This is a genomic window from Streptomyces sp. GD-15H (genome assembly GCF_045291515.1).
Lineage (GTDB): Bacteria > Actinomycetota > Actinomycetes > Streptomycetales > Streptomycetaceae > Streptomyces.
Genome location: NZ_CP149447.1, coordinates 5,162,543 through 5,187,558, shown reverse-complemented (window position 1 = coordinate 5,187,558; position 25,016 = coordinate 5,162,543). Strand labels below are relative to the sequence as shown.

The 25,016-nt window shown below is 69.9% G+C and carries 21 protein-coding genes, 1 tRNA gene and 4 pseudogenes; 17 read left to right on the top strand and 9 right to left on the bottom strand.

Going from position 1 to position 25,016, the window contains the following annotated elements:
* Nucleotides 1–137: 137 nt before the first annotated feature.
* The 10 genes and pseudogenes from WJ438_RS24725 to WJ438_RS24680 all read left to right on the top strand — a co-directional run.
* Nucleotides 138–563 (top strand): annotated as a pseudogene (locus tag WJ438_RS24725) (hypothetical protein); the annotation flags it as partial.
* 66 nt (nt 564–629) lie between these two features.
* Nucleotides 630–2,354, top strand: a complete 1,725-nt coding sequence (locus tag WJ438_RS24720; protein ID WP_406727186.1) for an IS1182 family transposase — start codon at nt 630–632, stop codon at nt 2,352–2,354.
* Nucleotides 2,351–2,602, top strand: a complete 252-nt coding sequence (locus tag WJ438_RS24715; protein WP_406727185.1) for a hypothetical protein — start codon at nt 2,351–2,353, stop codon at nt 2,600–2,602. Before WJ438_RS24720 ends, WJ438_RS24715 begins: the two co-directional genes overlap by 4 nt.
* On the top strand, nt 2,596–2,844 hold the full coding sequence (locus tag WJ438_RS24710) for a hypothetical protein (protein WP_406727184.1): 249 nt from the start codon (nt 2,596–2,598) through the stop codon (nt 2,842–2,844). Before WJ438_RS24715 ends, WJ438_RS24710 begins: the two co-directional genes overlap by 7 nt.
* Nucleotides 2,845–2,858: 14 nt before the next feature.
* Nucleotides 2,859–2,934, top strand: a tRNA-Gln gene (locus WJ438_RS24705).
* 134 nt (nt 2,935–3,068) lie between these two features.
* Nucleotides 3,069–4,517: a bifunctional UDP-N-acetylglucosamine diphosphorylase/glucosamine-1-phosphate N-acetyltransferase GlmU gene (gene glmU / locus WJ438_RS24700; protein WP_406729797.1), complete on the top strand. Its 1,449-nt coding sequence runs from the start codon at nt 3,069–3,071 to the stop codon at nt 4,515–4,517.
* A gap of 163 nt (nt 4,518–4,680) precedes the next feature.
* A complete protein-coding gene (locus WJ438_RS24695) occupies nt 4,681–5,661 on the top strand; it encodes a ribose-phosphate diphosphokinase (protein WP_406727183.1) in 981 nt (326 codons plus the stop codon).
* A gap of 302 nt (nt 5,662–5,963) precedes the next feature.
* Nucleotides 5,964–6,548: a 50S ribosomal protein L25/general stress protein Ctc gene (locus WJ438_RS24690; RefSeq protein WP_406727182.1), complete on the top strand. Its 585-nt coding sequence runs from the start codon at nt 5,964–5,966 to the stop codon at nt 6,546–6,548.
* A 103-nt stretch (nt 6,549–6,651) separates the two neighbouring features.
* Nucleotides 6,652–7,279: pseudogene (gene pth, locus WJ438_RS24685) on the top strand (aminoacyl-tRNA hydrolase).
* A 68-nt stretch (nt 7,280–7,347) separates the two neighbouring features.
* Nucleotides 7,348–7,866, top strand: coding sequence for a hypothetical protein (locus tag WJ438_RS24680; RefSeq protein ID WP_406727181.1), 519 nt, complete (start codon nt 7,348–7,350; stop codon nt 7,864–7,866).
* A 95-nt stretch (nt 7,867–7,961) separates the two neighbouring features.
* Here WJ438_RS24680 and ppc read toward each other — a convergent pair whose 3' ends face one another.
* Complete coding sequence (gene ppc / locus WJ438_RS24675) at nt 7,962–10,703, bottom strand: phosphoenolpyruvate carboxylase (RefSeq protein WP_406727180.1); 2,742 nt, start codon at nt 10,701–10,703, stop codon at nt 7,962–7,964.
* Between the two features lie 290 nt (nt 10,704–10,993).
* Between ppc and WJ438_RS24670 the strand changes: the two genes are divergently transcribed.
* The 3 genes from WJ438_RS24670 (at nt 10,994) to WJ438_RS24660 (ending at nt 12,973) form a co-directional block, all read left to right on the top strand.
* On the top strand, nt 10,994–12,016 hold the full coding sequence (locus WJ438_RS24670) for an acyl-CoA desaturase (RefSeq protein ID WP_406727179.1): 1,023 nt from the start codon (nt 10,994–10,996) through the stop codon (nt 12,014–12,016).
* Nucleotides 12,013–12,690, top strand: coding sequence for a TetR/AcrR family transcriptional regulator (locus tag WJ438_RS24665; protein ID WP_406727178.1), 678 nt, complete (start codon nt 12,013–12,015; stop codon nt 12,688–12,690). The genes WJ438_RS24670 and WJ438_RS24665 overlap by 4 nt, the downstream gene beginning before the upstream one ends.
* A gap of 133 nt (nt 12,691–12,823) precedes the next feature.
* Nucleotides 12,824–12,973: a hypothetical protein gene (locus tag WJ438_RS24660; RefSeq protein ID WP_406727177.1), complete on the top strand. Its 150-nt coding sequence runs from the start codon at nt 12,824–12,826 to the stop codon at nt 12,971–12,973.
* Between the two features lie 13 nt (nt 12,974–12,986).
* Here the strand turns inward: WJ438_RS24660 and WJ438_RS24655 are convergent, their stop codons facing one another.
* A complete protein-coding gene (locus tag WJ438_RS24655) occupies nt 12,987–13,349 on the bottom strand; it encodes a VOC family protein (RefSeq protein ID WP_406727176.1) in 363 nt (120 codons plus the stop codon).
* Nucleotides 13,350–13,352: 3 nt separating this feature from the next.
* On the bottom strand, nt 13,353–14,174 hold the full coding sequence (locus tag WJ438_RS24650; RefSeq protein WP_406727175.1) for a trans-aconitate 2-methyltransferase: 822 nt from the start codon (nt 14,172–14,174) through the stop codon (nt 13,353–13,355).
* Nucleotides 14,175–14,287: 113 nt separating this feature from the next.
* On the opposite strand from WJ438_RS24650, the gene tamR reads away from it, so the two are divergent.
* Nucleotides 14,288–14,785, top strand: coding sequence for a MarR family transcriptional regulator TamR (tamR, locus tag WJ438_RS24645; protein WP_406727174.1), 498 nt, complete (start codon nt 14,288–14,290; stop codon nt 14,783–14,785).
* Here the strand turns inward: tamR and WJ438_RS24640 are convergent.
* Entirely contained in the window at nt 14,744–15,511 is a 768-nt protein-coding gene (locus WJ438_RS24640; RefSeq protein WP_406727173.1) for a LuxR C-terminal-related transcriptional regulator, read from the bottom strand. The two genes, tamR and WJ438_RS24640, sit on opposite strands and share 42 nt — an antisense overlap.
* A 313-nt stretch (nt 15,512–15,824) precedes the next feature.
* Here WJ438_RS24640 and WJ438_RS24635 point away from each other — a divergent pair, with 313 nt between their 5' ends.
* Nucleotides 15,825–16,322: a GNAT family N-acetyltransferase gene (locus tag WJ438_RS24635; protein ID WP_406727172.1), complete on the top strand. Its 498-nt coding sequence runs from the start codon at nt 15,825–15,827 to the stop codon at nt 16,320–16,322.
* A 194-nt stretch (nt 16,323–16,516) separates the two neighbouring features.
* Here the strand turns inward: WJ438_RS24635 and galK are convergent.
* The 3 genes and pseudogenes from galK to galT all read right to left on the bottom strand — a co-directional run bounded on the left by galK (nt 16,517) and on the right by galT (nt 19,785).
* Nucleotides 16,517–17,694: pseudogene (gene galK, locus WJ438_RS24630) on the bottom strand (galactokinase).
* A 29-nt stretch (nt 17,695–17,723) separates the two neighbouring features.
* Nucleotides 17,724–18,704 carry a UDP-glucose 4-epimerase GalE gene (gene galE, locus WJ438_RS24625; protein WP_406727171.1) on the bottom strand — a complete coding sequence of 327 codons (981 nt, stop codon included), beginning with the start codon at nt 18,702–18,704 and terminating at the stop codon, nt 17,724–17,726.
* Nucleotides 18,701–19,785: pseudogene (gene galT / locus WJ438_RS24620) on the bottom strand (galactose-1-phosphate uridylyltransferase). Before galT ends, galE begins: the two are co-directional and overlap by 4 nt.
* Nucleotides 19,786–20,010: 225 nt before the next feature.
* Here galT and WJ438_RS24615 point away from each other — a divergent pair.
* Together WJ438_RS24615 and WJ438_RS24610 are read left to right on the top strand one after the other, a co-directional pair.
* Nucleotides 20,011–21,693 carry a sodium:solute symporter family protein gene (locus WJ438_RS24615; protein ID WP_406727170.1) on the top strand — a complete coding sequence of 561 codons (1,683 nt, stop codon included), beginning with the start codon at nt 20,011–20,013 and terminating at the stop codon, nt 21,691–21,693.
* A 30-nt stretch (nt 21,694–21,723) separates the two neighbouring features.
* Nucleotides 21,724–22,059, top strand: coding sequence for a hypothetical protein (locus WJ438_RS24610; protein ID WP_406727169.1), 336 nt, complete (start codon nt 21,724–21,726; stop codon nt 22,057–22,059).
* Nucleotides 22,060–22,114: 55 nt separating this feature from the next.
* On the opposite strand, the gene WJ438_RS24605 is transcribed toward WJ438_RS24610, so the two are convergent.
* Nucleotides 22,115–22,840: a LuxR C-terminal-related transcriptional regulator gene (locus tag WJ438_RS24605; protein ID WP_406727168.1), complete on the bottom strand. Its 726-nt coding sequence runs from the start codon at nt 22,838–22,840 to the stop codon at nt 22,115–22,117.
* A 220-nt stretch (nt 22,841–23,060) separates the two neighbouring features.
* Nucleotides 23,061–24,947 (bottom strand): PQQ-binding-like beta-propeller repeat protein, encoded by a 1,887-nt coding sequence (locus WJ438_RS24600; protein WP_406727167.1) that lies wholly within the window; start codon nt 24,945–24,947, stop codon nt 23,061–23,063.
* Between the last annotated feature and the right edge of the window lie 69 nt (nt 24,948–25,016).

Here is a 25,016-nt window from a genome sequence, read left to right as displayed (position 1 = left end):
TTTTCCGGGCAGTTTCCCCGACTGATCCCACCACGTTCCGTGACCGTTCGGATGCGATACGGCCCGAAATCCCTCGAACTGCTGAATCGCACACCGTTCGACCCCGGAAGCCCGTATTCCGCCCGGACGGTATGCGTATGGCACACGCACCGGGCAAGTACGCCGACTCCGAGGGACTGCGGGAGCAGGCGGTGGCGCTGCGGCAGGCGGGACTGAGCCGCCGCCAGATCCGCGACCGACTCCACGGCGACAACAACGACATCCTCAACCGCCTCCTGCAGGGTGAGCCGCCGCCGGAGTGGACGGAGCGCCCGAACGCGAAGGACGACCTGCGCGAGAAGGCGAGAGAACTCCGACTCCAGGGCTGGACGTACGACCAGATCCAAGTGGTGCTGGGCTGCTCCAAGAGCTCGATCTCCCTGTGGGTCAGGGACCTGCCGAAACCAGAGCGACGCGACCCGACGGAACAGGCGAAGCTCGCGGCTCGGAAGAGGTGGGAGCACGAACTGGCGGTGCGGGACGAAGAGCGTCAGGACTCTGCTGCGCAATTCGCTGCGGGGGTGAGGTCGGGTCCGCGATGATCGTTCCTGGGGTCGCTTCTCTGTCGTGCGGCCGTGGAGGCGGTACGGATGTCGATGCGGCCGGCGGGGCTGCCGGAGATCCCGGAGCAGACCGTGATGGTGGCCCGGGCGGCGTTCCCGAAGGGGAGTCTGGCGATACGGGTGCGGGACCGTCTGGCGGAGGTCTTCGCTGATGAGCCGTTTTCCGCCGCGTTCGGGGTGCGTGGGGCTCCGGGCCTGTCGCCGGGGGTGTTGTCGCTGGTGACGGTGTTGCAGTTCGCCGAGGACCTCACCGATCGGCAGGCCGCGGCGATGGCGGTACGGGCGATCGACTGGAAGTACGCCCTCGGTGCGGAGCTCACCGACACCGGCTTCGACGCCAGTGTCCTGTCCAGGTTCCGTACCCGGCTCGCGGACAGCGGCATGGAGCGGGTGGTCTTCGACCGGCTCTTGGCGCACTGCAAGGAGGCCGGTCTGGTGGCGGCCGGCGGCAAGCAGCGTACCGATTCCACCCATGTGATCAGTGCGGTGCGGGACTTGAACCGTCTGGAGCTGGCCGGGGAGAGCGTGCGGGCGGCGCTGGAGGCCCTGGCGGTCGCGGCCCCGCTCTGGCTGGCCGGGCAGATCGACATCACCGAGTTCGCCGAGCGGTACGGGCCGCGGGCCGACGGCTGGCGCATGCCGCCCTCGCAGACCAGACGCGACCGTCTCGCCCAGGTCTTCGGGCAGGATGCCCTCGCCTTGTGCCGGGCGGCCTGGGCCGAGGACGCGCCGGGGTGGATCCGCGAGATCGAGGCGGTGGACCTGCTGCGGCAGGTCCTCGTGCAGACCTACCTCATCCGCAGCGACGCGCGGGGACGGCAGGTGATCAGGAAGCGGGACGCCGACGACGGTGTCCCGCCCGGTCAACTCCGCCTGTCCTCCCCCTATGACCGTGACGCACGGTGGGCGGCCAAGGGTGAGGACCTGTTCTGGATGGGCTACAAGATCCACCTGACCGAGACGTGCGGCACACTCCCCGACGCCGCCGCCGGGTCTGGGGCAGGTTCTGGGACAGGGGTGGTGCCGAACCTCATCACCGACGTGCATACCACCGACGCGACCGTGCCCGATGTGAAGGCGACCGCACCGATCCAACGCAAGCTCACCGAGCGCGGCGTGAAACCCGCCGAGCACTACCTCGACTCCGGCTACCCCTCAGCAGACCTGATCACCAAGGCCATGCAGGACGGCATCCGCATGGTCACCCCGGTCCTCCTGGACCACTCCGCGCAGGCCAAGGCCGCCGAAGGCTTCGACAAGAACGCCTTCACCATCAACTGGAAGACCCGTCAGGTCCGCTGCCCCGCCGGTCGCACCAGCTCCCACTGGAACCCGGTCAAGCAGCACGGCAAGGACGCCATCGTGATCACCTTCAGTGTCCTGACCTGCCGCGACTGCCTCTTCCAGAAGCAGTGCACCACCTCGAAACCCGGGCGCCGCATGCTCACCCTGCGTCCCGAGGAACTCCACGAGAACCTCGCCCGGGCCCGCGCCGAGCAGAAGACCGACACCTGGAAGAACAAGTACGCCCTGCGCGCCGGCGTCGAGGGCACCATCAACCAGGCCCTCGATGTCACCGGCATCCGCCGGGCTCGCTACCGCGGCCTGCCGAAAGTCCGCCTTCAACACGCCTTCTCCGCCACGGCACTCAACCTCGTCAGACTCGACACCCACTGGACCACCGGGCCCCTGCCCCTCGACCGCCCTCGCAGCAGCAGGCTCGAACGACTCAGCTACCGACTTTCCGCATGAACGAATTGCGCAGCAGAGTCCGTCAGCGGACCAAAGCAGTCGCCGCGAGTGAGATCGGCACCATGACTTCCCGCGAGCTGTTTCTCACCGGGGTCGCCCTCTACTGGGCCGAGGGCACCAAAGACAAACCTCACGCCCGGCGTGAGCGCGTCGCGTTCGTCAACAGCGACCCCGACATGATCCGTCTCTTCCTTGCCTGGCTGGACCTACTCTCAGTGGAGCGGGGGCGCATCGGGTACGCATGGTGATTCACGAGTCGGCCAACGTCGAGGCTGCCGAGAGGTACTGGGCGGACCTGGTCCAAGCCGACCGGAGCGCCTTCGGCAAGACAACGCTGAAACGGCATAACCCGAACACCGTGCGTAAGAACACGGGCGACAGCTACCGTGGGTGCCTCGTCCTCACTGTGCGACAGGGCAGTGAGCTGTACCGTCGCATCGAGGGCTGGTGGGGCGCCATCGTGACCCACGCGCAAGCACGTCTCCGGTAAGGTCTGAGGCGCTGTCCCCCGTGGTGTAACTGGCAGCACACTAGATTTTGGATCTAGTAGGACAAGGTTCGAATCCTTGCGGGGGAGCCACAGCCCACCAAGACATGAGTGCGGGTCCTGACCGGTCGAACCCCCGGTCAGGACCCGCACTCATGTCCCCCTCGAAACACCCCGGTATCCTGCGGTTGTCCACCCCCGCCCCCTTACAGCCGAAGGGCATCCTTGTGAGCGCCAACCGCCCGGCAGCCGTCGTCGTACTCGCAGCGGGTGAGGGCACCCGTATGAAATCGGCCACACCGAAGGTCCTGCACGACATCTGCGGCCGTTCCCTGGTGGGCCACGTACTCGCCGCCGCCGGTGAGCTGGAGCCGGAGAACCTGGTCGTCGTCGTGGGCCACGCCCGCGAGCAGGTGGCCGCGCACCTCGCCGAGATCTCCCCCGACGTCCGCACCGCGGTGCAGGCACGGCAGAACGGCACCGGGCACGCAGTGCGGATGGGGCTGGAGGAGCTGGGCGGTTCGGTGGAGGGGACCGTGGTGGTCGTCTGTGGCGACACCCCGCTGCTGACGGGTGAGACGCTGCGGCGGCTTTCGTCCACGCACTCCGCCGACGGGAACGCGGTGACGGTGCTGACGGCCGAGGTGCCGGACGCGACGGGGTACGGGCGGATCGTGCGGGACGGGGCGTCCGGGGCCGTCACCGCGATCGTGGAGCACAAGGACGCGACCGACGAGCAGCGGGCGCTGCGTGAGATCAATTCGGGTGTGTTCGCGTTCGACGGGGCGTTGCTGGCGGAGGCGCTGAAGAAGGTGCGGACGGACAACAGTCAGGGTGAGGAGTACCTGACCGACGTCCTGGGGATCCTGCGTGAGGCGGGGCACCGGGTGGGTGCGTCGGTGGCGGATGACCACCGGGAGGTCGCGGGGATCAACAACCGTGTGCAGCTCGCCGAGGCGCGGCGGGTCCTCAACGACCGGCTGCTGACGGAGGCCATGCTGGCCGGGGTGACGGTCGTCGATCCGGCCACGACGTGGGTGGATGTGGCGGTGACGTTCGAGCGGGACGTGGTGGTGCATCCGGGGACGCAGTTGCACGGTGCGACGCATCTCGCCGAGGGCTGTGAGGTGGGTCCGAACTCGCGGCTGACGGACACGCGGGTGGGGGCCGGCGCGCGGGTGGACCACACGGTGTCGGCGGGTGCCGAGATCGGACCGGAGGCGACCGTCGGGCCGTATGCGTATCTGCGTCCGGGGACGCGGCTCGGGCGCGAGGGCAAGATCGGTACGTACGTGGAGACGAAGAACGCGTCGATCGGTGAGGGGACGAAGGTTCCGCATCTGTCGTATGTGGGGGACGCCACGATCGGCGAGTTTTCGAACATCGGTGCGGCGAGCGTGTTCGTGAACTATGACGGGCAGGACAAACATCACACGACGGTCGGCTCGCACTGCAAGACGGGGTCGGACAACATGTTCGTGGCACCTGTCACCGTCGGGGACGGTGCTTACACGGCTGCAGGCTCTGTGATCACGAAGGATGTGCCGCCCGGTTCACTGGCCGTGGCCCGTGGCCAGCAGCGGAACATCGAGGGTTGGGTGGCTCGTAAGCGTCCGGGGAGTGCTTCCGCGAAGGCGGCGGAGGCGGCTTCGCGGGGGTCGGCCGAGGAGGGTTGACCGGAAAACGGCGCGCCTGATGCGGCGTACCGTGATAAATGCACATCCGCACCCCACCTGCTGAGACGGCTCCTCGCGTACAGGCCGAGAGGCCGCTCGTGACCGAGCCGCGTTACCCCGCGATTCCCCGCGATACCTGCGAAACCTCTGAGGAGAAAGTGCTGTGACCGGGATCAAGACGACCGGCCAGAAGAAGATGATGCTCTTCTCCGGCCGCGCCCACCCCGAGCTTGCCGAGGACGTCGCCCGCCAGCTGGGGGTCGAGGTTGTCCCGACGAAGGCCTTCGACTTCGCCAACGGCGAGATCTATGTGCGGTACGAGGAGTCGGCTCGTGGTGCCGACTGTTTCCTGATGCAGAGCCACACGGCACCGATCAACAAGTGGATCATGGAACAGTTGATCATGATCGACGCGTTGAAGCGCGCGTCGGCCAGGTCCATCACGGTGATCGTGCCGTTCTACGGTTACGCGCGGCAGGACAAGAAGCACCGGGGGCGTGAACCGATCTCGGCGCGTCTGATCGCGGATCTGATGAAGACGGCGGGTGCGACCCGGGTGCTGACGGTGGATCTGCACACGGATCAGATCCAGGGCTTCTTCGACGGGCCCGTCGACCACCTCTTCGCGTTGCCGCTGCTCGCGGACTACGTGGGCGCGAAGGTGGACCGGGAGAAGCTGACCGTGGTCTCGCCGGACGCGGGCCGGGTGCGGGTGGCGGACCGCTGGTGCGACCGGCTGGGCGCGCCGCTGGCGATCGTGCACAAGCGGCGGGACAAGGATGTGGCGAATCAGGTCACGGTCCACGAGGTGGTCGGTGAGGTGAAGGGCCGCGTGTGTGTCCTGGTGGACGACATGATCGACACCGGTGGCACGATCTGTGCGGCGGCGGAGGCGCTGTTCGCGCACGGCGCGGAGGACGTCATCGTGACGGCGACGCACGGTGTGCTGTCGGGTCCTGCGACGGACCGGCTGAAGAACTCGCGGGTGAGTGAGTTCGTGTTCACGGACACGCTGCCGACGCCGGGTGAGATGAACGGCGATCTGGACAAGATCAAGGTGCTGTCGATCGCGCCGACGATCGCGCGTGCGGTGCGTGAGGTGTTCGAGGACGGTTCGGTGACGAGCCTGTTCGACGAGCAGTAGGCGGTAGCCCCCTGGGGCTTGTGCTGACTGGGCGCTGATCGTGCAGGAAGGGTTCTGCAGTGGGCCCCGGCGGGGCCCACCGGGGCCCCGGTCATCGCCCGGGTGATCGTTTTGGGTATGGCCTCCCTGTCCGAGTAGACTGCTGCAGTTGCTCGGCGAGGGAGGCCGTACCACTTCGTGAGGGGTACGGCGGTCCGTAATCGACGCGCTCTTCGTAGCAGGCCGTTCGTGGCCGGGTGACCTCCCCCAAGCTCCAAGGAGCAGGGGGTACCCCCACCGGTAACTGACTTCGAGGAGTGAGCATGTCCCAGGTGAAGCTGCACGCCGAGACGCGGAGCGAGTTCGGCAAGGGTGCCGCGCGTCGTATCCGTCGTGACAACAAGGTTCCGGGTGTGGTGTACGAGCACGGTCTCGAGCCGCTGCACCTGACGCTTCCGGGCCACGAGCTGCTGATGGCGCTGCGTACGCCGAACGTGCTGATCGAGCTGGTCATCGACGGTGAGGGCAGCCAGCTGGCGATCCCGAAGGCGGTGCAGCGTGACCCGCTGCGCGGTTTCCTGGAGCACGTGGACCTGCTGAAGGTGAAGCGGGGCGAGCGGGTCACCGTCGAGATCCACGTGAACCCCGAGGGCGAGCTGGCCCCGGGCGGCAACCTGCTGGAGCACGTCATTCCCGCGCTGCCGGTCGAGGCCGAGGCGACGAACATTCCGGACGGCGTGACGGTCTCGGTGCAGGGCCTGGCGGCCGGTGCCGCGATCCTCGCCAAGGACCTGGTGCTGCCGGCCGGTGTGACGCTCGCGGTGGAAGAGGACACCGTGGTGCTGCAGGTGCTGGCCGCGCAGGCCGAGGAGGCAGCGGAGGGCGAGGAGGAGGCCGCCGAGGCCTGATCGTCCTCGTAGGCTTCGTTGCCTGTGGAGGCTTCGTGTTCTTCACTGCGCGTCGGCCGCTGTTCCCGTGCGGGGGCAGCGGCCGACGCGTATGAGGACGCGGATGCGCGGATGCGTGAATGAAGGAGACACGGACGTGACGACCGATGCGGCGGCGCCCTGGCTGATCGCGGGACTGGGCAATCCGGGGCCGGAGTACGCGATGAACCGGCACAACGTGGGGTTCATGGTGGCGGACCTGCTGGCGGAACGGGTCGGGGGCCGGTTCAAGCGGGCCGGGAAGGCCCAGGCGCAGGTGGTGGAGGGGCGGATCGGGCCGCCGGGTCCAGGCCAGGCGGGTGATCGTGATGAAGCCGATGTCGTTCATGAACCTGTCGGGCGGTCCGGTGAACGCGCTGCGGGAGTTCTACAAGGTGCCGGTGGCTCATGTGGTGGCGGTGCACGACGAGCTGGACATCGACTACGGGACGCTGCGGCTGAAGCTGGGGGGCGGGGACAACGGTCACAACGGGTTGAAGTCGATGACGAAGGCGTTCGGGCGGGAGTACCACCGGGCGCGGTTCGGGATCGGGCGGCCGCCGGGGCGGATGCAGGTGGCGGACTACGTGCTGCGGGACTTCTCGTCGGCGGAGCGCAAGGAGCTGGACTACTTCGTGGACCGGGCGGCGGACGCGGTGGAGTGTTTGGTGATCGAGGGTCTGGAGCGGGCGCAGGGCACGTACAACTCCTGAGCCGGATTCGGTGCCTCACACCCGGCCGAGGTTGACCGACCGTGCAGGCATGGCCAAGGATCTCGGCCATGCCTGCTGCCGTCTCCTCCTCCCGGGGCTCCTCCTCCCGGGGCTCTCCCTCCCGGGGTTTCTCCGCCGCGCTGCGGTTCGGCCGGTTCGCGGCGATGGGCACGGTCACCGTGCTGATCCTGATCGCGGGCGTGTGGGCGTCGTGGGGTACGGCGCAGTACGCGATGCTGACGAAGGGGCGGGAGCGGGGCACGGTCGCCGTGACGTCGTGCGGTGCGGGGACCTGCGAGGGGGCGTACACGCCGTTGTCGCCGGGGTCGCAGCCGCGGGCCGAGGTGGTGCTGGAGGACACGGTGGCCGTGGCGGAGGGCCGGACGTACACGGTGGTGGTGAAGCCGGGCGGGACCGAGGTGGTGCGTTCCGGTCCGGCGGGGGTGCTCCACGCGTGGGTTCCGCTGGGCGGGGCGCTGATGCTGGCGTCGGTGGTGGTGGCGGGCGGGTTGCTGCGGACGCGGCCCGCGTGGGTGATGGGGTTGTCGGGCGTGGCGCTGGTGACGGCGGCGTTCCTGGTGAGGTGAGGGCGGGTTCGCCGGCGGTCCGGTGACACGACACAGGTGCCCCCGAGCCGCACACCGGCCCGGGGGCACCTGTGTCGTGTCGTACGCGGGTCGGGTCAGCCGGTGTTGCGCAGGCCGGCGGCGACTCCGTTGACGGTGAGGAGGAGGGCTCGGGCGAGCAGGGGGTCGGGCTGCGCGTCGGCGGTGACGGCGTCGCGCTGGCGCTTGAGCAGGGCCACCTGGAGGTAGGAGATGGGGTCGAGGTAGGCGTCGCGGATGGCGAAGGTCTGCTTGAGCACCGGTTCGGCGTCCAGGAGTTCACTCTCGCCGGTGACGCGGAGCACCTCGGCGACGGTGAGTTCGTGTTCGGCGCGGATGGTGTCGAAGACGTGCTTGAGGTGGTCGGGGACGAGGGTGTCGACGTAGTGCCGGGCGATGCGCAGGTCGGTCTTGGCGAGGGTCATCTCGACGTTGGAGATGAAGTTGCGGAAGAAGTGCCACTGTTCGTGCATCTCGTCGAGCACGGTGTCCAGGCCGGCCTTGCGCAGGGCCCTGAGGCCGGAGCCGACGCCGTACCAGCCGGGGACGATCTGCCGGGACTGGGTCCAGCCGAACACCCAGGGGATGGCGCGCAGGCCGTCCAGGCCGGCACCGGAGTCGGGGCGGCGGGAGGGCCGGGAGCCGAGGTGGAGGTCGGCGAGCTGGTCGACGGGGGTGGAGGCGAAGAAGTAGGCGGGCAGGTCGGGGTCCTCGACGAGCCGGCGGTAGGCGTCGTGGGCGGCGTTGCTGACGACGTCCATGGCGGCGTCCCAGCGGGCGAGCGCCTCGTCGGACTGGCGGGGTGCGGTGTGCAGGGCGGACGCCTGGAGGGTGGCGGCGACCGAGAGTTCCAGGTTCTCCCTGGCGAGCGCGGGGATGAGGTACTTGTCGGAGATGACCTCGCCCTGTTCGGTGACCTTGATCTCGCCCTCGAGGGTGCCCCAGGGCTGGGCGAGGATGGCGTCGTGGGTGGGGCCGCCGCCGCGGCCGACGGTGCCGCCGCGGCCGTGGAAGAGGCGCAGGCGTACGCCGTAGCGGTGGGCGACGTCGCGCAGTCGGCGCTGGGCGCGGTGGATCTCCCACTGGCTGGTGGTGATGCCGCCGAACTTGGAGGAGTCGGAGTAGCCGAGCATGACTTCCTGGACGTCGCCCCTGAGGGAGACGAGGCGCCGGTAGGACGGGTCGGCGAGCATGTCCTCGAGGATGGTGTCGGCGGCCTTCAACTCGTCGGTGGTCTCGAGGAGGGGCACGATGCCGATCTTCGCCCAGCCGGCGTGCAGGTCGATGAGTCCGGCTTCGCGGGCGAGGACGGCGGCGGCGAAGACGTCGTCGGCGCCCTGGCACATGGAGATGACGTAGGACTCGATGACCTCGGGTCCGAAGATCTCCAGGGCCCGCTTGACGGTCTGGAAGACGCCGAGGGTCTTCTCGCCGGCCGCGTCGACGGGCGCGGGGGTGGGGGCGAGGGGACGTCGCGACCGCAGTTCCTTGGCGAGGAGCTTGGTGCGGTAGTCACGGGGCATGTCGGTGTAGCGCCAGGATTCCTCGCCGAGCCGGTCGAACAGCTGGCCGAGGGCGTGGTGGTGGGCGTCGGCGTGTTCGCGTACGTCCATGGTGGCGAGCTGGAGGCCGAAGGCGGCGAGGGTGCGGATGGTGCGGGCGAGCCGGCCGTCGGCGAAGAGGCTGCCGCGGTGTTCGCGCAGTGAGGCCTGGATGATCCGCAGGTCGGTGAGGAGCTCGCCGGTGCCGAGGTAGTCGCGGCCGGGCTGGTGCGGGGTGTCCTTGGCGAGGCGCTGCTTGGTGTTCTCGAGCTTCTGCCGGATGCAGGTGGCCTTGAGCCGGTAGGGCTCCTCGGCGTTGAGGCGCTTGTAGCGGGGGCTGATCTCGGGGAGGTTGTCGAGGTCGGCCTTCAGAGAGGTGAGGAGGTCGTCGGTGGCTCCGGCGTAGCGGATGGAGTTGGAGAGGAATCCGCGGAGTTCGTCGATCATCTCCAGGGCGTCGTTGATGCCGTGTTCGTGCTGGAGGATGAGGACGTCCCAGGTCACCTGGGGGGTGACGTTGGGGTTGCCGTCGCGGTCGCCGCCGATCCAGGTGCCGAAGGTGAGGGGGCGGGTGTCGTCGGGGAGCTTGACGCCGACGCGTTCGAGTTCCGCCGTGAGGTCCTCGAGGACGTCGCCGACGGCACCGGCGTGGAGTTCGTCGAGGTAGTAGATGGCGTTGCGGGCCTCGTCGACGGGTTCGGGGCGGACGACGCGCAGTTCGTCGGTCTGCCAGACGAGGTCGATGTTCTCGGCGAGGCGGGTGTCGAGGCGGCGCCGGTCGGAGGCGATGACGGGGGTGTCCAGGAGCGCGGCGATGCGGCGCAGCTTGTTGAGGACGGAGCGGCGTGCGGCCTCGGTGGGGTGGGCGGTGAAGACGGGGCGGACGTTGAGGTGCCGCACGGTTTCCCGCAGGTGTGCGGGGTCGGCGTCCTTGAGCCGGTCGGCGGTGCGGGCGAGCAGTCCGCCCTCGGTGGCGCGTCGGGCGCGCAGTTCGCGGCCGCGGTGGACCTGTTCGGTGACGTTGGCCAGGTGGAAGTAGGTGGAGAAGGCGCGGACCAGTTTGGCGGCGGTTTCGAGTTCGGTGCCGCGCAGCAGTTCGGCTGCGGCCTCGCCGTCCTCGCGGGTGAGTCGGCGTACCTTTTCGACGAGGGCGAGGAGTTCGGGGCCGTCCTGGCGGACGAGGGTCTCTCCGAGAAGGTCACCCAGTCGGCGGATGTCGGCCCGCAGTTCGCTGCTCGTGCTCGCCGTGGACACGGTCTGGTCGTCGGCACTGCTCACAGGTGCGGCTCCTTGCAGTGTGGAAGCTGGTCTGGAGGGAACCCGGACGGCGTCTCGGGCGGCTGGCGCCGCATACGGGCCGGGCATCCGGGAAGGAATCAGAGCGGACCGCGCTGTCCGACCGACTTCCAGGATAGGTGTCGGCCGGGACGCGCAGGTTCGTGGGCTCGTGCCGCCGGGCCGCGCACTGTCATACTTACGACGCAGTAGGTTACGGAACCGTAGGAAGTGTGGTGCGGTTCCGCCGACCCGGCATCACCCCCAACCCTCATACCTCACAGGGGACACGCATGACCTCAAGCCCCGACGTCATCGACGAAGCCTCCAGGAGGCCCGCGCCCGACTCCGACGCCGCCGCCGTCCCGTCCGCCACGCTGGGCGGCGAGCGCAAGCGTTCCCTCGAGCAGATCACTCTGCTGTTCTTCATCGTCGTGCCGTTCCTGGCACTGCTGGCGGCGGTGCCGCTGGGGTGGGGCTGGGGGGTGAGCTGGCTGGATCTCGGGCTGCTGGTGTTCTTCTACTTCCTCGGTTGCCACGGCATCACCATCGGTTTCCACCGTCACTTCACGCATGGTTCGTTCAAGGCGAAGCGGCCGTTGAAGATCGCGCTGGCGGTGGCGGGTTCGATGGCGGTGGAGGGGCCGCTGGTGCGCTGGGTGGCGGACCACCGCAAGCACCACAAGTTCTCGGACGCGGAGGGCGATCCGCATTCGCCGTGGCGGTACGGGGAGTCGGTGCCGGCGCTGCTCAAGGGCCTGTGGTGGGCCCATCTCGGCTGGATGTTCGACGAGGAGCAGACCCCGCAGGACAAGTACGCGCCGGATCTGATCAAGGACCCGACGCTGCGTGCGATCTCCCGCCAGTTCATTCTGTGGGCGGCGCTGTCGCTGGCGCTGCCGGCGCTGATCGGTGGTCTGGTGACGATGTCGTGGTGGGGGGCGTTCACGGGCTTCTTCTGGGGGTCACTCGTCCGGGTGGCTCTGTTGCATCACGTGACGTGGTCGATCAATTCGATCTGTCACGCGGTGGGCAAGCGGCCCTTCAAGTCGCGGGACCGTTCGGGCAACGTGTGGTGGCTGGCGGTCCTGTCCTGTGGTGAGTCCTGGCACAACCTGCACCACGCCGACCCGACGTCCGCGCGGCACGGGGTGGAGCGGGGGCAGCTGGACTCCTCGGCCCGACTGATCCGCTGGTTCGAGCAGTTGGGCTGGGCGTACGACGTGCGGTGGCCGTCACGCTCGCGTATCGATTCACGTCGTCACACCACGGAGGGCGGCTCCCGGCGCGGGCGGGAGACCGCCGAGGCGGCATGATGGTCGCCGTGGCGACCGACTCCAGCAGCACCTCAGGCAACGACAAGCCCCGGCGGACGCGCCGCACCCGGATGACCGGTGCGGAGCGCCGTCAGCAACTGCTGGAGATCGGCCGTACGTTGTTCGCGGAGAAGGGTTTCGAGGGCACGTCGGTGGAGGAGATCGCGGCGAAGGCCGGGGTCTCCAAGCCGGTGGTGTACGAGCACTTCGGCGGCAAGGAGGGCCTGTACGCGGTGGTGGTGGACCGCGAGATGCGGCGCCTGCTGGACATGGTGACGGGTTCGCTGACCGCGGGGCATCCGCGGGAGCTGTGCGAGCAGGCGGCGTTCGCGCTGCTGGACTACATCGAGGAGTACACGGACGGTTTCCGCATCCTGGTCCGCGACTCCCCGATCCCGCAGTCGACGGGGACCTTCGCCTCCCTCATCTCGGACATCGCAACCCAGGTGGAGGACATCCTGGGCCGTGAGTTCAAGAGCCGCGGTTTCGATCCCAAGCTGGCCCCGCTGTACGCGCAGGCACTGGTCGGGATGGTCGCGCTGACCGGCCAGTGGTGGCTGGACGTCCGCAAGCCGAAGAAGGCGGAGGTGGCAGCGCACCTGGTGAACCTGGCGTGGCACGGCCTGGACGGCCTGGAGCCCAAGCCCCGCCTGATGGGCCACCGCAAGAGCTGAATCCGCGGCCCGGCCGCGTGGATCGTGTGCCCATGACCGAGATGACGATCAGCGAGGCCGCCTCCCTCTGGAGGATCCGGTCCACCGGCTGGGAGGCGGCCGCGAGCCCCTCGCTCTCGCCGACGAGGGCGGCGTGACCGCGCCCCTCGTCGCTCCCCGGGTGATCGAGGATCTGGAAGACGCCCTGGCCATCGCCGATTACCGGCGCCGGAAGGCCGAGGGGACCCTCAAAGAGGGCATTCCGCACGCGGAGGTCGGGCGCCTGCTGGGCCTGCGTCCGTGAGCCGACGGGAACGTCAGCCGCTCGGCTCCAGGAACTCCAGCAGGTTGCCCACCGGGTCCTCGGAGTAGAAGCGCCTGTGGCCGGGGAGGCCGTCGTCCCAGATGACCGGGGCGCCGTGACACGCCAGGCGGGTGGCGTACGCCTCGATGCCGGTCACCCTCAGGCCGGGGTGGGCCTTCCAGGCGGGCCGGAAGTCGTCCTCGATGCCCAGATGGAGCCGTATGTCCCCCGCCCGGAACCAGCAGCCGCCGCGCACGGCCGGAATAGGCGGCTTCGGCACCTCGGCCATGCCGAGGACAGCGGCGTAGTACGCGCGGAGACGGTCCTCGGAGCCGGGCGGGGCGGCGAGCCGCACATGGTCGACGGCGGTGGGCATCCGTCACGCTTCCTTGACGGCGACCGCGAAGACGCGGCGGAAGGGGAACGGGGTGCCGTGCGGGCCCGCCGGGTAGGCGGCGCGCAGGGCGGTGCGGTACTCGTCGACGAAGGCGTCGCGCGCCTCGGGATCGTCTGCGAGGGCGGTGAGAACGGGCCGCAGGCCGGTGCCCCTGACCCAGTCCAGGACCGGGTCCTGTCCGTGCAGCAGGTGGATGTACGTCGTCTCCCACGCGTCGGCCGTGCAGCCGGTGCCGGTGAGGTGGTCCAGGTAGGCGGCGGGGGTGAGGACGGCGTCGGCGTGGCGCAGGGTGTCCCGGAGGCGGGAGCGCCAGCGTGGGGAGTGGGCGAGTTCACGCATGAGGGCGTGGCTGGGGGCGTCGAAGTTGCCGGGCACCTGGAAGGCGAGGGTGCCGCCGGGGGTGAGTCCGGCGATCCAGTCGGCGAACCGGTCCGCGTGCCCGGGGATCCACTGCAGGGTGGCGTTGCTGACGATCAGGTCGTACGCCTGGCCGGGCGTCCAGGTGCGGACGTCGGCGCGGGCGAAGTCCAGTCGGCCGCCGCCCGGGGTCGGGCCCTCGTGGGCGACGTGGGCCGCGTCGAGCATCTCGGGCGAGTTGTCGTAGCCGGTGATGCGGGCGGCCGGCCAGCGGCCGGCGAGCAGGGCGGTGACGTTGCCGGCGCCGCAGCCGAGGTCGGCGATGCGGGGCGGGTCGCCGGGGAGTTCGGGGACACGGGCGAGGAGGTCGAGGAAGGGGCGGGTACGGGGCCCGGCGTGGCGCAGGTACTGGACGGGATCCCAGAGGGGATCGGTGACCGCGGGCATGGAGCCTCCTGGAGTCGGCCGACGGGTACCCAGCGTCCCGCAAGAATTATCTCGTCGTCAAGAAGCTTGGCTTCAAGAGACTTCATGTCGACACAACCACTACACTGATCGCCATGGAGGACGAGGTCGATCGGCTGGTCGCAGCATGGCGCCGGGAGCGCCCGGACCTCGACGTGGAACCACTCGAGGTGCTCAGCCGGGTGAGCAGGCTCGCCCGGCATCTGGACCGGGCCCGCAGGCTGGCCTTCGCCGAGCACGGGCTGGAGCCCTGGGAGTTCGACGTCCTGACCGCGCTGCGCCGCGCGGGCGCCCCCTACCAGCTCTCGCCCGGGCAGCTCCTCACGCAGACGCTGGTCACCTCGGGCACGATGACCAACCGCATCGACCGCCTGACCAAGAAGGGTCTGGTGGAGCGCCTGCCCGACCCCAACGACCGGCGCGGCGTCCTGGTCCGCCTCACGGACGAGGGCCGCGACCGCGCCGACCAGGCACTGGCCGGGCTGCTGGCGCAGGAGCGGGCGATCCTCGCCGAGCTCTCCCGCGCCCAGCGCGGCGAACTGGCGGGCCTGCTACGCCAACTGACCGCCCCGTTCGACAACATCCCCGGTTAGGTCGACGGGCCCCACGCCCGCCCGCCGGGCGAGGGCGACGGCGGCGAGGGTGGAGTGCACGCCCAGCTTGCCGAGCACGTTCTGCATGTGCGTACGGACGGTGTGCGGGGACAGGTACAGGCGCTCGGCGACGGCCTTGCGCCCCAGGCCCGCGACCATGCACCGCAGCACCTCCCGCTCGCGCGGGGTCAGGGACTCCACGAGCTGTTCGCTCTCGGTGCGGTGCTTGCGCGCGGCGGTCAGTTCGCGCAGCACCCCGGTGAGCAGGGCGGGCGGCAGATGTGTCTCGTCGCGCAGTACGCCCCGGATGACGGTGAGCAGCCGGCTCAGCGAGCAGTCCTTGGCGACCCAGCCGCCGGCGCCGGCCTGCAGGGCGAGCGCGGCACGGCGCGGGTCGTCCTTCTCGGCGAGGACGACGATCCGTACCCGCGGGTGGACCGAGCGCACGCCGGTGACCAGGGACATCCCGTCGACGATGCCGTCCTCGTCGCCCGCTCGCGCCGGTACGGCGGAGGGGCCGGACAGCACCGTGCCGCCCAGGTCGGCGTCGACGAGTAAGACGTCGAACCGCCGCCCCTCGGCGGCCGCCCGCTCCAGGCACCGCAGTGCGGTCGGGCCGCTGCCCGCCGCGGACACCTCGACGTCCGGCTCGGCGGCCAGGGCCGCGGCGAGCGACTCGGCGAAGATGCGATGGTCGTCGACGACCAGCACTCGGATACGTTGCACGAAACCCCCTTCCCCATGCTCTCCGCAGAGCAGGGGACTACCCGTCGTCGGAAGACGACACCGGTCATCGGCACGGGTACGACGCCGGAGTCCGGTTCCGGCCCAACGGGCCCCGACCGGAACCACCGCTCCCGGGGCGGGCCGCCGGGAGCCGCCCGGCCGCCGCCGCGCATCACCACCGCCCCGCCCCGGATCGCGTACCCGAGTGTCTCGCCCCCTGAACAGCGCCGGCCCCCACCGGCGCTGTTCATCAGAGTACGGACGGGGGCCCGGAGGGGAAGGCTATTCGCAGAACTGGCGCTCCTGCGCGTTTATGGTGAGCCGCATGTTTCGTCTTGAGACAGAATTCGACAAAGCCCGACGTGATCTGCTCCGCAGGAGGCTGCGGGACACGAACACGGCGGCGTCCCCGGTGCTGCGCGCCCTGCGCGGAACCCCGCAGGAACGCGAGTCCCCTTTGCACGTGTGGGCATCGGACCCGGCCGGCGACCTGGCGGGCGGCCTGGTCGGCCACACCTGGACGACCTGGCTGCACGTGACCTACCTCTGGGTCGACGAACGCCACCGCGGCGCGGGCCTCGGCACCCTCCTCCTCTCCACGGCGGAACGCATCGCCACCGACCAGCGCGGCTGCCGCTCCTCCCGCGTGGAGACCTGGGACTTCCAGGCCCCGAAGTTCTACCGGCGTCACGGCTACGAGGTGGTCTGCACGATCCCCGACTACCCACCGGGCATCACGGAGTACACGCTGACGAAACGCCTGGAGCCGGACGCCGGAACTCGTCGAGCACGTCGAGCACATCGGAGGTGACGCCGCCCCCCGCCCGGCACTCCGAACTTCCCGAGCGGGGAGCGCGAATTCGTTCCTCGTCCGCCTCGACACCCCCACCGATGCGCAGCCTCTCGGCGTGATCTCCGCGGTGTCTCGGCCATCGGAATACGCGAGGAGCTGTTCCTCCTTCATGAGGGCCTTCGCTTCTCCTGTCGCGCGGCGGCCCCCGGTGTTCAGCGGACCCGTCGGGCTCCCGCCGAAGGCACCGCCTCGAAGACGCGGGGGACTTGAAGCCGGCCGTCGCGAAGGCTTCCTCCACCGCCTTGGTGAGGGCGTCCACGTCCGTCGCCTCCGCAAGGACGATGGCGGAGCCGCCGAAGCCGCCGCCGGTCATGCGGGCGCCGAGGGCGCCGGAGGCGAGGGCCGTGTCGACGACCAGGTCGAGTTCGGGACAGGAGACGCGGAAGTCGTCCCGGAGGGAGGCGTGGCCGGCGACGAGTACCGGGCCGATGGCGCGGGTGTCGCCCGACTCCAGCAGGGCGATCACCCGTTCCACCCGCTCGTTCTCGGTCACGACGTGGCGGACCAGGCGGCGGACCCCCTCCTCGTCGCCCAGCCGCGCCAGCGCCGCGTCGAGCTCGGCGTACGGGATGTCCCGCAGCGCGTCGACGCCCAGCAGGGCCGCGCCCTTCTCGCAGCCGGCCCGGCGTTTGCCGTACTCGCCCTCGCTGTGGCTGTGCTTGACGCCGGTGTCGACGACCAGCAGGCGCATGCCCTCGGCGGCCAGGTCGAAGGGGATCTGCCGCTGGGAGAGGTCGCGGGTGTCGAGGAACAGGGCGTGACCGCTCTCGCAGCAGGCGGACGCCGTCTGGTCCATGATGCCGACGGGGGCGCCGACGTAGACGTTCTCCGCGCGCTGGCACAGGCGGGCCAACTGCCAGCCGCGCAGGCCCAGTCCGTACAGGTCGTTCAGGGCCAGGGCGACGACGACCTCCAGGGCCGCCGAGGAGGACAGACCGGCGCCGGCCGGGACCGTCGAAGCGAGGTGGATGTCCGCGCCGGTCACCGCGTGGCCGGCCTCGCGCAGGGCCCATACGACGCCCGCCGGGTAGGCGGTCCAGTTCTTGTCCGTGCCGGGGTCGAGGGAGTCCACCGTCAGCTCCGCGACGGGCGCGTCCACGTCCGCGGAGTGCAGGCGCAGGACGCCGTCGTCGCGCCGGGAGACCGCCGCGACCGCGGTGTGCGGCAGGGCGAACGGCATGACGAAGCCGTCGTTGTAGTCGGTGTGCTCGCCGATGAGGTTGACCCGGCCCGGTGCCGCCCAGACGCCGTGCGGTGCGGCTCCGTACAGTTCCCGGAATCGTCCGCCGACCGTCCCCGCGGCCGCCTCGCCGGCGTTGGACTCGCTCATGCCCTGCCCCTGCCCCTTCGTCACGTTCCTCACGTACGCTGAACGCCCCGTCCGGTGTGCCGCTGCGCGAACTCCCACGCGTCCGCGACGATGCCCGTGAGGTCGGCGCGGGACGGCTTCCAGCCCAGTTTCTCGCGGGCCGTGGCGGCCGACGCCACCAGGACCGCCGGGTCGCCGCCCCGGCGGGGTGCCACGACCTCGGGAATCGGGTGGCCGGTGACCTGACGGACCGTCTCGACGACCTCGCGGACGGAGAAGCCGTTGCCGTTGCCGAGGTTGCAGATCAGGTGTTCGCCGGCGGCCGCCGCCGTCAGCGCCAGCAGGTGCGCCTCGGCCAGGTCGGCGACGTGGATGTAGTCGCGTACGCAGGTGCCGTCCGGCGTCGGGTAGTCGTCGCCGTAGACGCTGATCGCCTCGCGCCGTCCCTGGGCGACCTGGAGGACGAGCGGGATCAGGTGGGACTCGGGGTCGTGCCGCTCGCCGTACTGGCCGTAGGCGCCGGCCACGTTGAAGTAGCGCAGCGAGACCGCGCCCAGGCCGTGCGCCGCCGCCTCGCCGGTGATCATGTGGTCGACGGCCAGCTTGGAGGCGCCGTAGGGGTTGGTGGGCCGGGTCGGGGCGGATTCGAGGATCGGGACCTGTTCGGGCTCGCCGTAGGTCGCCGCGGTCGAGGAGAAGACCAGTCGGCGCACACCCGCCGAGCGCATCGCCTCCAGCAGAGCCATGGTGCCGCCGACGTTGTTCTCCCAGTACTTCTCGGGCCGCACGACCGACTCGCCGACCTGGGAGAACGCGGCGAAGTGCAGGACGCCGTCGAAGGAGGGGTCCAGCCAGGTGGCGGCGCCGCGGATGTCTCCCTCGAGGAAGGAAGCACCGTCCGGTACGGCCTCGCGCAGGCCCGTGGAGAGGTTGTCGAGGACGACGACCTCGTGGCCCGCCTCCAGCAGATGCTGGGCCACGACACTTCCGACATAGCCCGCGCCACCGGTGACCAGGTACTTCCCGCTCATGAACTCGCTACCTCTCGCAGTCGCTCGGCCGCGCGCTCCGGCGGCACGTCGTTGATGAACACGTTCATGCCGGACTCGGAGCCCGCGAGGAACTTCAGCTTGCCGGATGTGCGGCGAATGGTGAAAAGCTCGAGGTGGAGCGCGAAGTCGTCGCGCGTGACGCCGTCGAACTCCTCCAGCGTGCCGAACGGGGCCTGGTGCCAGGCCGCGATGTACGGCGTCGGAGGCTCGCCCTCGGAGTTTCCCCTCCGTCCCGCCCATCGAAGATCCGGTCGAACCGCCGCAGCAGTTCCAGGTAGACCCGGGGAAACTCTGTGCGTGCCGCCTCGTCGAGCGCGAGCAGGTCGGGCACCCGGCGTTTCGGGTACAGGTGGACCTCGTAGGGCCAGTGCGCCGCGTACGGCACGAAGGCAGCCCAGTGTTCACTCTCCAGGACGACCCGCTCGTCCGCGAGTTCCCCCTCCAGGACGGCGTCGAACAGGTTCTCCCCGCCGGTCGCCTCCTTGTGTGCGGCCACTTGGCGCAGCATCAGGGCGGTGCGGGGGGTGATGAACGGGTAGGCGTAGATCTGCCCGTGCGGGTGCTGGAGGGTGACGCCGATCTCGGCCCCCCGGTTCTCGAAGCAGAACACCTGTGCAACGGAGGGCAGATGGGACAGCTCCGACGTCCGGTCCGTCCAGGCGTCCAGGACCAGCCGGGCCTGCCGTTCGCTCAGGGCGGCGAAGGAGGCGTTGTGGTCCGAGGTGAAGCAGACGACCTCGCAGCGGCCGGAGTCGCCGGCCAGCGAGGGGAAGCGGTTCTCGAAGACCACGACGTCGTACGACGAGTCCGGGACCTCGCTGAGCCGGTCGCCCTCGGAGGGGCACAGGGGGCATTCGTCGGCCGGCGGGTGGTAGGTGCGGCCCTGGCGGTGGGAGGCGATGGCGACACGGTCGCCGAGCAGCGGGTCACGGCGGATCTCGGACGTCGTGACGGTGGCGTCCAGCGGGCGGCGGTCGGCCGCGTCGCGCACGGTGTCGTCGCGCAGGTCGTAGTAGATGAGTTCGCGACCGTCGGCCAGTCGGGTCGAGGTCTTCTTCACGCCGGACGCTCCATTCGAGCCGTTCACTGCTGCTCTGGCTTGTTCGCTGCCTTGTTCACTGCACTACCTTCACACTCTTCCAACATAACCCAACATACCAAAACGCAACTCACCACGACCAGCCCCCTCACGATCAAACAAAGAGCACCATCAAAAGTGTTCAATCGCTGAGCGCGGAGGCGTAGGTTCCGCAACGTATCGGTTCGCGCAACGAAGCGAGTACTCATGCAAACCCCCACATACCACCTCGCGGCCGAGCTGCGGCTCCCCACGAACTGGCTCGACTACACGATCCTCGGGATCTACTTCGTCGTCGTCCTCGGCATCGGCTTCGCCGCCCGCCGCTCCGTCAAGACCAGCCTCGACTTCTTCCTCTCCGGCCGCTCCCTGGCCGCCTGGGTCACCGGTCTGGCGTTCATCGCCGCCAACCTGGGCGCCACCGAGATCCTGGGCATGGCGGCCAACAGCGCGCAGTACGGCGTCTACACCACGCACTGGTACTGGATCGGCGCCATCCCGGCGATGGTCTTCCTCGGCCTGGTGATGATGCCGTTCTACTACGGTTCCAAGGTCCGCTCGGTCCCCGAGTTCCTGCTGCTGCGCTTCGACAAGGCGGCCCACCTGCTCAGCTCGCTCCTGTTCGCCTGCGCCTCCATCCTCATCGCCGGCGTCAACCTCTACGCGCTGGCGATCGTGGTCGAGGCCCTCCTGGGCTGGCCGCAGTGGGTGGCCATCGTCGTCGCCGGCTTCTTCGTCCTGGCGTACATCACCCTCGGCGGCCTCTCGTCGGCCATCTACAACGAGGTGCTGCAGTTCTTCGTCATCCTCGCCGCGCTCATCCCGATCACCGTGCTCGGCCTGAAGAGCGTCGGCGGCTGGGACGGGCTGTCCGAGTCCCTCACCGAGTCCCGCGGCGCCGACTTCATGACCTCCTGGGGCGGCACCGGCATCGGCAGCGACAACCCGCTCGGCGCCAACTGGCTGACCATCGTCCTCGGTCTCGGCTTCGTCCTGTCCTTCGGCTACTGGACGACCAACTTCGCCGAGGTGCAGCGCGCCCTGTCCGCGAAGAACCTCTCCGCGGCCCAGCGCACCCCGCTCATCGCCGCGTACCCGAAGATCTTCATCGTCTTCCTGGTGATGATCCCGGGCCTGGTCGCGGCCGTCCTGGTGCCCACGATCGGCACCCCCGAATCGGATCTCCAGTACAACGACGCCATCCCCTACCTGATGGAGCAGTTGCTGCCCAACGGTGTCCTGGGCATCGCGGTGACCGGTCTGCTGGCCGCGTTCATGGCGGGCATGGCGGCCAACATCTCCTCCTTCAACACGGTGTTCACCACCGACATCTGGGCACGCTACGTGCGACGGGGCCGCGAGGACGCGTACTACGTCCGCTTCGGCCGGCTGATCACCGTGATCGGGGTCCTGGCGTCGATCGGCACGGCCTTCCTGGCCTCGTCGTTCTCTAACATCATGAGCTACCTCCAGACGCTGTTCTCCTTCTTCAACGTGCCGATGTTCGTGGTCTTCATCATCGGCATGTTCTGGAAGCGGGCGTCGATGAAGTCCGGCTTCTGGGGCCTGCTCGCCGGCACCACCGCCGCGATGGTCAACTACTTCGTCCTCTACGAGCAGGGCATCGTCGGCATCCCCTCCGACCAGGGCGCCAACTTCGTCTCCGCGATCGCGGGCTTCGTCGCCGGCGCGGTGGTCATGGTCGCGGTGTCACTGTTCACCGCGCCGAAGCCGGCCGAGGATCTCCAGGGCCTGGTCTACGGCACCACCTCGCCCGGTATGGCCGAGCCGCCCGCCGAGGGCGACGACGCCTGGTACCGCAGGCCGGCGCTGCTCGGCTGGGGCGCGGTGGTTCTGGCGGCCGCCTGCTACATCCCGTTCTCGTTCTGACCACGTTCCGACCGAGGAGTCTGAGAGACCATGTCCGAGCACCACTCCGAACACTATTCGGACAAGGACCTCCAGGAGGAGGTCTCCGAACTGCGGACCAAGTCCGTGACCGCCGCCCGCCTCTTCGACATCCGCCGCCTCATCGGCGTCCTGTTCGTGGTGTACGGCGTCATCGTCACCCTCGCGGGCATCACCGCGTCCGACGCGGACATCGACAAGGCCCAGGGCGTCAACATCAATCTGTGGACCGGCCTGGGCATGCTGGCCCTGGGCCTGTTCTTCCTCGTCTGGCTGAAGCTGAGGCCCATCGCTCCGCCGCCCGTGGACATCACGGACGGCGCACCGGAGGAACAGCGGGGCGCGTGACCGCCCCGCCCCGGCGGGAAGATGACGGGACGGGGTGTCCGCACCGCGGGCACCCCTACTCCGTCCGCTCCCCTGCTCCCCCGCTCCCCCACTCCTCGGAAGGCGCCGCCCCCCGCACCGGTCCCGCCCGGTCCAGCAGTCCCGTCCGGGCCGCCAGTGCCGCGGCCTCCAGCCTGGACCCCACGCCCAGCTTCATCAGCACGCGCTGCACATGCGTCCGCGCGGTGGACGGTGCTATGCCCATGCCCGCCGCGATCAGCCGGGTGTCCTCACCGTCGGCCACCCGGACCAGGACCTCCACCTCGCGTGGGGTGAGCATCCGCAGCAACCGCTGCCCCTCGTCGTCCGGTTGCGCCGCCGGATTCAGCAGCTCGCCGAACGCCCCCTGCAGCAACTGCGGCGCCACCGCGGCCTCACCGGCCCGCGCCTTCATGATCGCCCGTTCCACGCCCTCGATGCGTTCGTCGTGCCGCACATAGCCGGACGCCCCCGCCGCGAACGCCGCCGCGATCCCGCGAGGGCTGGGCACCGGGCCCAGCACCAGCACCGCCACCTGCGGCCGCTCCCGCTTGACCTTCACCACCGGGTCGAAGATGCCGGGCTCCGCCGGTGCCGCCGTCCCCAGCAGGCACACCTCCGGCGCCCTGCTGATCACCAGATCCGCCGCCCCCGCCACCGGTGCCGCCGCGGCCAGCACCCGGTGCCCCCGCAGCTTCAACGCCGAGGCCAACGCCTCGGCGAGCAGCCGGTGGTCGTCGACCACCATCAACCGCACGCCCATGTATCAACCCCCCATACCGCGAGCGCACCCCCGTGCGCCGCCTCCCCGTCCGGTCCCGGAAGCTACACGCTTGTTCGACGTCGCGCTCCCCCTATCGGCGAGAATCGCCCCGGATCACCGAAATTCTCGCATTCGGTGGCGAGGGGCACCTGATCAGCGGTACGCGTACGGCCCCGCCCCGGAACAGGAGCGGGGCCGTACGAACGGGCCGGCGGAACGATCAGTCGGTACCGAAGGCGATCGCCAGGTACTCCTCCCTGTCCGAAGTGGACTCGCTGGCGTACACCTCCGACATGTACAGGCGTCCCTGCGAGAACAGGATCTCGGAGTGCCCGGGCGACATCCCCGTCTCCACGTCCCGCACCGACTCCGTCGCCGGGTTCTCCAGCAGCTTGGTCTGCTTGAAGGTGCCGCCGTCGATGCTCACGATCTGCCCGCCCTTGTCGTAGGGCGGCCGCTTGTACGCCAGGATGTTGCCGCCGTCCATGCGCAGCGGGGTGATCGTGTAGCCGTCGCCCGCGTCGGCGCGCTGGCCGGTCTGCTTGCCGGTGGCCAGGTCGAAGGCGACGATCTCGTTGGTCCGGCTGTACTCGCCCGTACCCTCGTGTTCCTCGGTCGGGATGTACAGCCGGTCGTTGCCGACCGCCAGCCCGCTGCAGTGCTCGATCCTGGTGATGCCGTCGCAGCGGGCCGCGAAGTCGTCACCGGGGGCGGAGATGCGGGTACGCAGCTTGCCGCTCTTGCTGTCGATGGAGAAGAAGTCCGAGATGCCGCTGCCGTCACCGGCGGAGTCGCCGACGTCGGCGGCCACGACCAGCGGGTCGGTGGACACGACCGCGGCGTACTCGATACTCTCGGTCATCTTGTACTCGGAGATCACCTTGCCGGACTTCGGGTCGACGTTCTGGATGTGCAGCTGACGCTGGTCGTACGAACCGCACTTGCGCACCGCGACCAGCTTCGGGCCGCCGCCGTAGCCGGAGTCGTAGCAGGAGTCGGACGTCTTGGGCGCCCACAGGGGCTTGCCGGAGGTGATGTCCCAGGCGGCGCCGCCGCTGGTGCTGGCCGCCGCGACGGTGTTCCCGCTGACGGTGACGTTGTTGAAACTGATCTCCTGGGTACCGGACTTGGCCGTCTCGGACCACAGCTTCTCGCCCGTGGCGAGGTCGAAGGCCGCGACCTGCGTGCACCGCTGCGGATCGTTCTTGGTCGGCATCCTCGGCTTGTAGACGATCGCCGTCTTGCCGTCCTCGGTGACGTGGTCGCTGGCCTCGCACACCGGTCCGGGCAGGTCGAGCGTCCACAGCTCGCTGCCCTTGACGGCGTCGTAGCCGACGACCTCGGCGACGCCGCTCTTGGCGTACACCGTGTCGGTCAGCCAGGAACCGGAGACGACGATGGTCGAGCTGTCCTTCGGGACCTTCGGCGCCGGTATCTGGAAGAGGACCTCGGCGGCGGGGTCGGCCGGGGCCTTCTCCTTGCCGCCGGTGGTGGAGCCGCCGCCGTTCTCGGCGTCCTTCTTGCCGCCGTCGGTGCCGCCCGAGTCCGCGGTGGTCTCCTTGTCGCCGCCGCCGGACGAGGACGAGTACCAGACGCCGGCGCCGACGATCAGGGCGATGGCCACGACCGCCGAGACGATGATGGCCAGCTGCGCGTTGACCTTCCGTCCGCCGCCGGGCCCGCCGGGGTGCGGCTGCATCGGCATGGTCGGATGCGGATAGCCGTAACCGGGCTGGCCGTACGGCTGCTGCGGCTGCCCGTACGCACCGGGCTGGCCGTACGGCTGCTGCGGCTGCCCGTACGGGCCCGGCTGTCCCGGCTGCTGGCCCGGGTAGCCGTAACCGGCCGGGGGCTGCTGCGGGTAGCCGTACCCGGGCGGCGTCGGCGGGCCCGTCGGCGTGGGCGGTGTCTGCGGGGCGGCCTGCGGCGACTGCTGCGGAGGCGGAGTCTGCTGCGGGTAGCCGTACCCCGGCTCCGGGGCCTTGTTGAGGTCCGGCCCTCCCGGGGCGGCCGACGGCTGCTGACCCGCCGGCTGCGACGGCTCCGGCGGCGGGCCGAAGCCGGGCTGCTGCGGAGGCTGGTTGGGCGGCTGGGGCGGCTGCGTCATGACGTGTAGACCTCGAAGGAATCGAAGGAGGGGGCGGGCGGCGGGGAAGTGACCGGACGGAGCGAGGGC

Coding starts and splice junctions, on each gene's coding strand:
- WJ438_RS24720 (WP_406727186.1), top strand. CDS start 630: ATGTCGATGCGGCCGGCGGGGCTGCCGGAGATCCCGGAGCAGACCGTG.
- WJ438_RS24715 (WP_406727185.1), top strand. CDS start 2,351: ATGAACGAATTGCGCAGCAGAGTCCGTCAGCGGACCAAAGCAGTCGCC.
- WJ438_RS24710 (WP_406727184.1), top strand. CDS start 2,596: ATGGTGATTCACGAGTCGGCCAACGTCGAGGCTGCCGAGAGGTACTGG.
- WJ438_RS24690 (WP_406727182.1), top strand. CDS start 5,964: ATGTCCCAGGTGAAGCTGCACGCCGAGACGCGGAGCGAGTTCGGCAAG.
- WJ438_RS24680 (WP_406727181.1), top strand. CDS start 7,348: ATGCCTGCTGCCGTCTCCTCCTCCCGGGGCTCCTCCTCCCGGGGCTCT.
- WJ438_RS24670 (WP_406727179.1), top strand. CDS start 10,994: ATGACCTCAAGCCCCGACGTCATCGACGAAGCCTCCAGGAGGCCCGCG.
- WJ438_RS24665 (WP_406727178.1), top strand. CDS start 12,013: ATGATGGTCGCCGTGGCGACCGACTCCAGCAGCACCTCAGGCAACGAC.
- WJ438_RS24655 (WP_406727176.1), bottom strand. CDS start 13,349: ATGCCCACCGCCGTCGACCATGTGCGGCTCGCCGCCCCGCCCGGCTCC.
- WJ438_RS24650 (WP_406727175.1), bottom strand. CDS start 14,174: ATGCCCGCGGTCACCGATCCCCTCTGGGATCCCGTCCAGTACCTGCGC.
- tamR (WP_406727174.1), top strand. CDS start 14,288: ATGGAGGACGAGGTCGATCGGCTGGTCGCAGCATGGCGCCGGGAGCGC.
- WJ438_RS24635 (WP_406727172.1), top strand. CDS start 15,825: ATGGTGAGCCGCATGTTTCGTCTTGAGACAGAATTCGACAAAGCCCGA.
- galE (WP_406727171.1), bottom strand. CDS start 18,704: ATGAGCGGGAAGTACCTGGTCACCGGTGGCGCGGGCTATGTCGGAAGT.
- WJ438_RS24615 (WP_406727170.1), top strand. CDS start 20,011: ATGCAAACCCCCACATACCACCTCGCGGCCGAGCTGCGGCTCCCCACG.
- WJ438_RS24610 (WP_406727169.1), top strand. CDS start 21,724: ATGTCCGAGCACCACTCCGAACACTATTCGGACAAGGACCTCCAGGAG.
- WJ438_RS24605 (WP_406727168.1), bottom strand. CDS start 22,840: ATGGGCGTGCGGTTGATGGTGGTCGACGACCACCGGCTGCTCGCCGAG.
- WJ438_RS24600 (WP_406727167.1), bottom strand. CDS start 24,947: ATGACGCAGCCGCCCCAGCCGCCCAACCAGCCTCCGCAGCAGCCCGGC.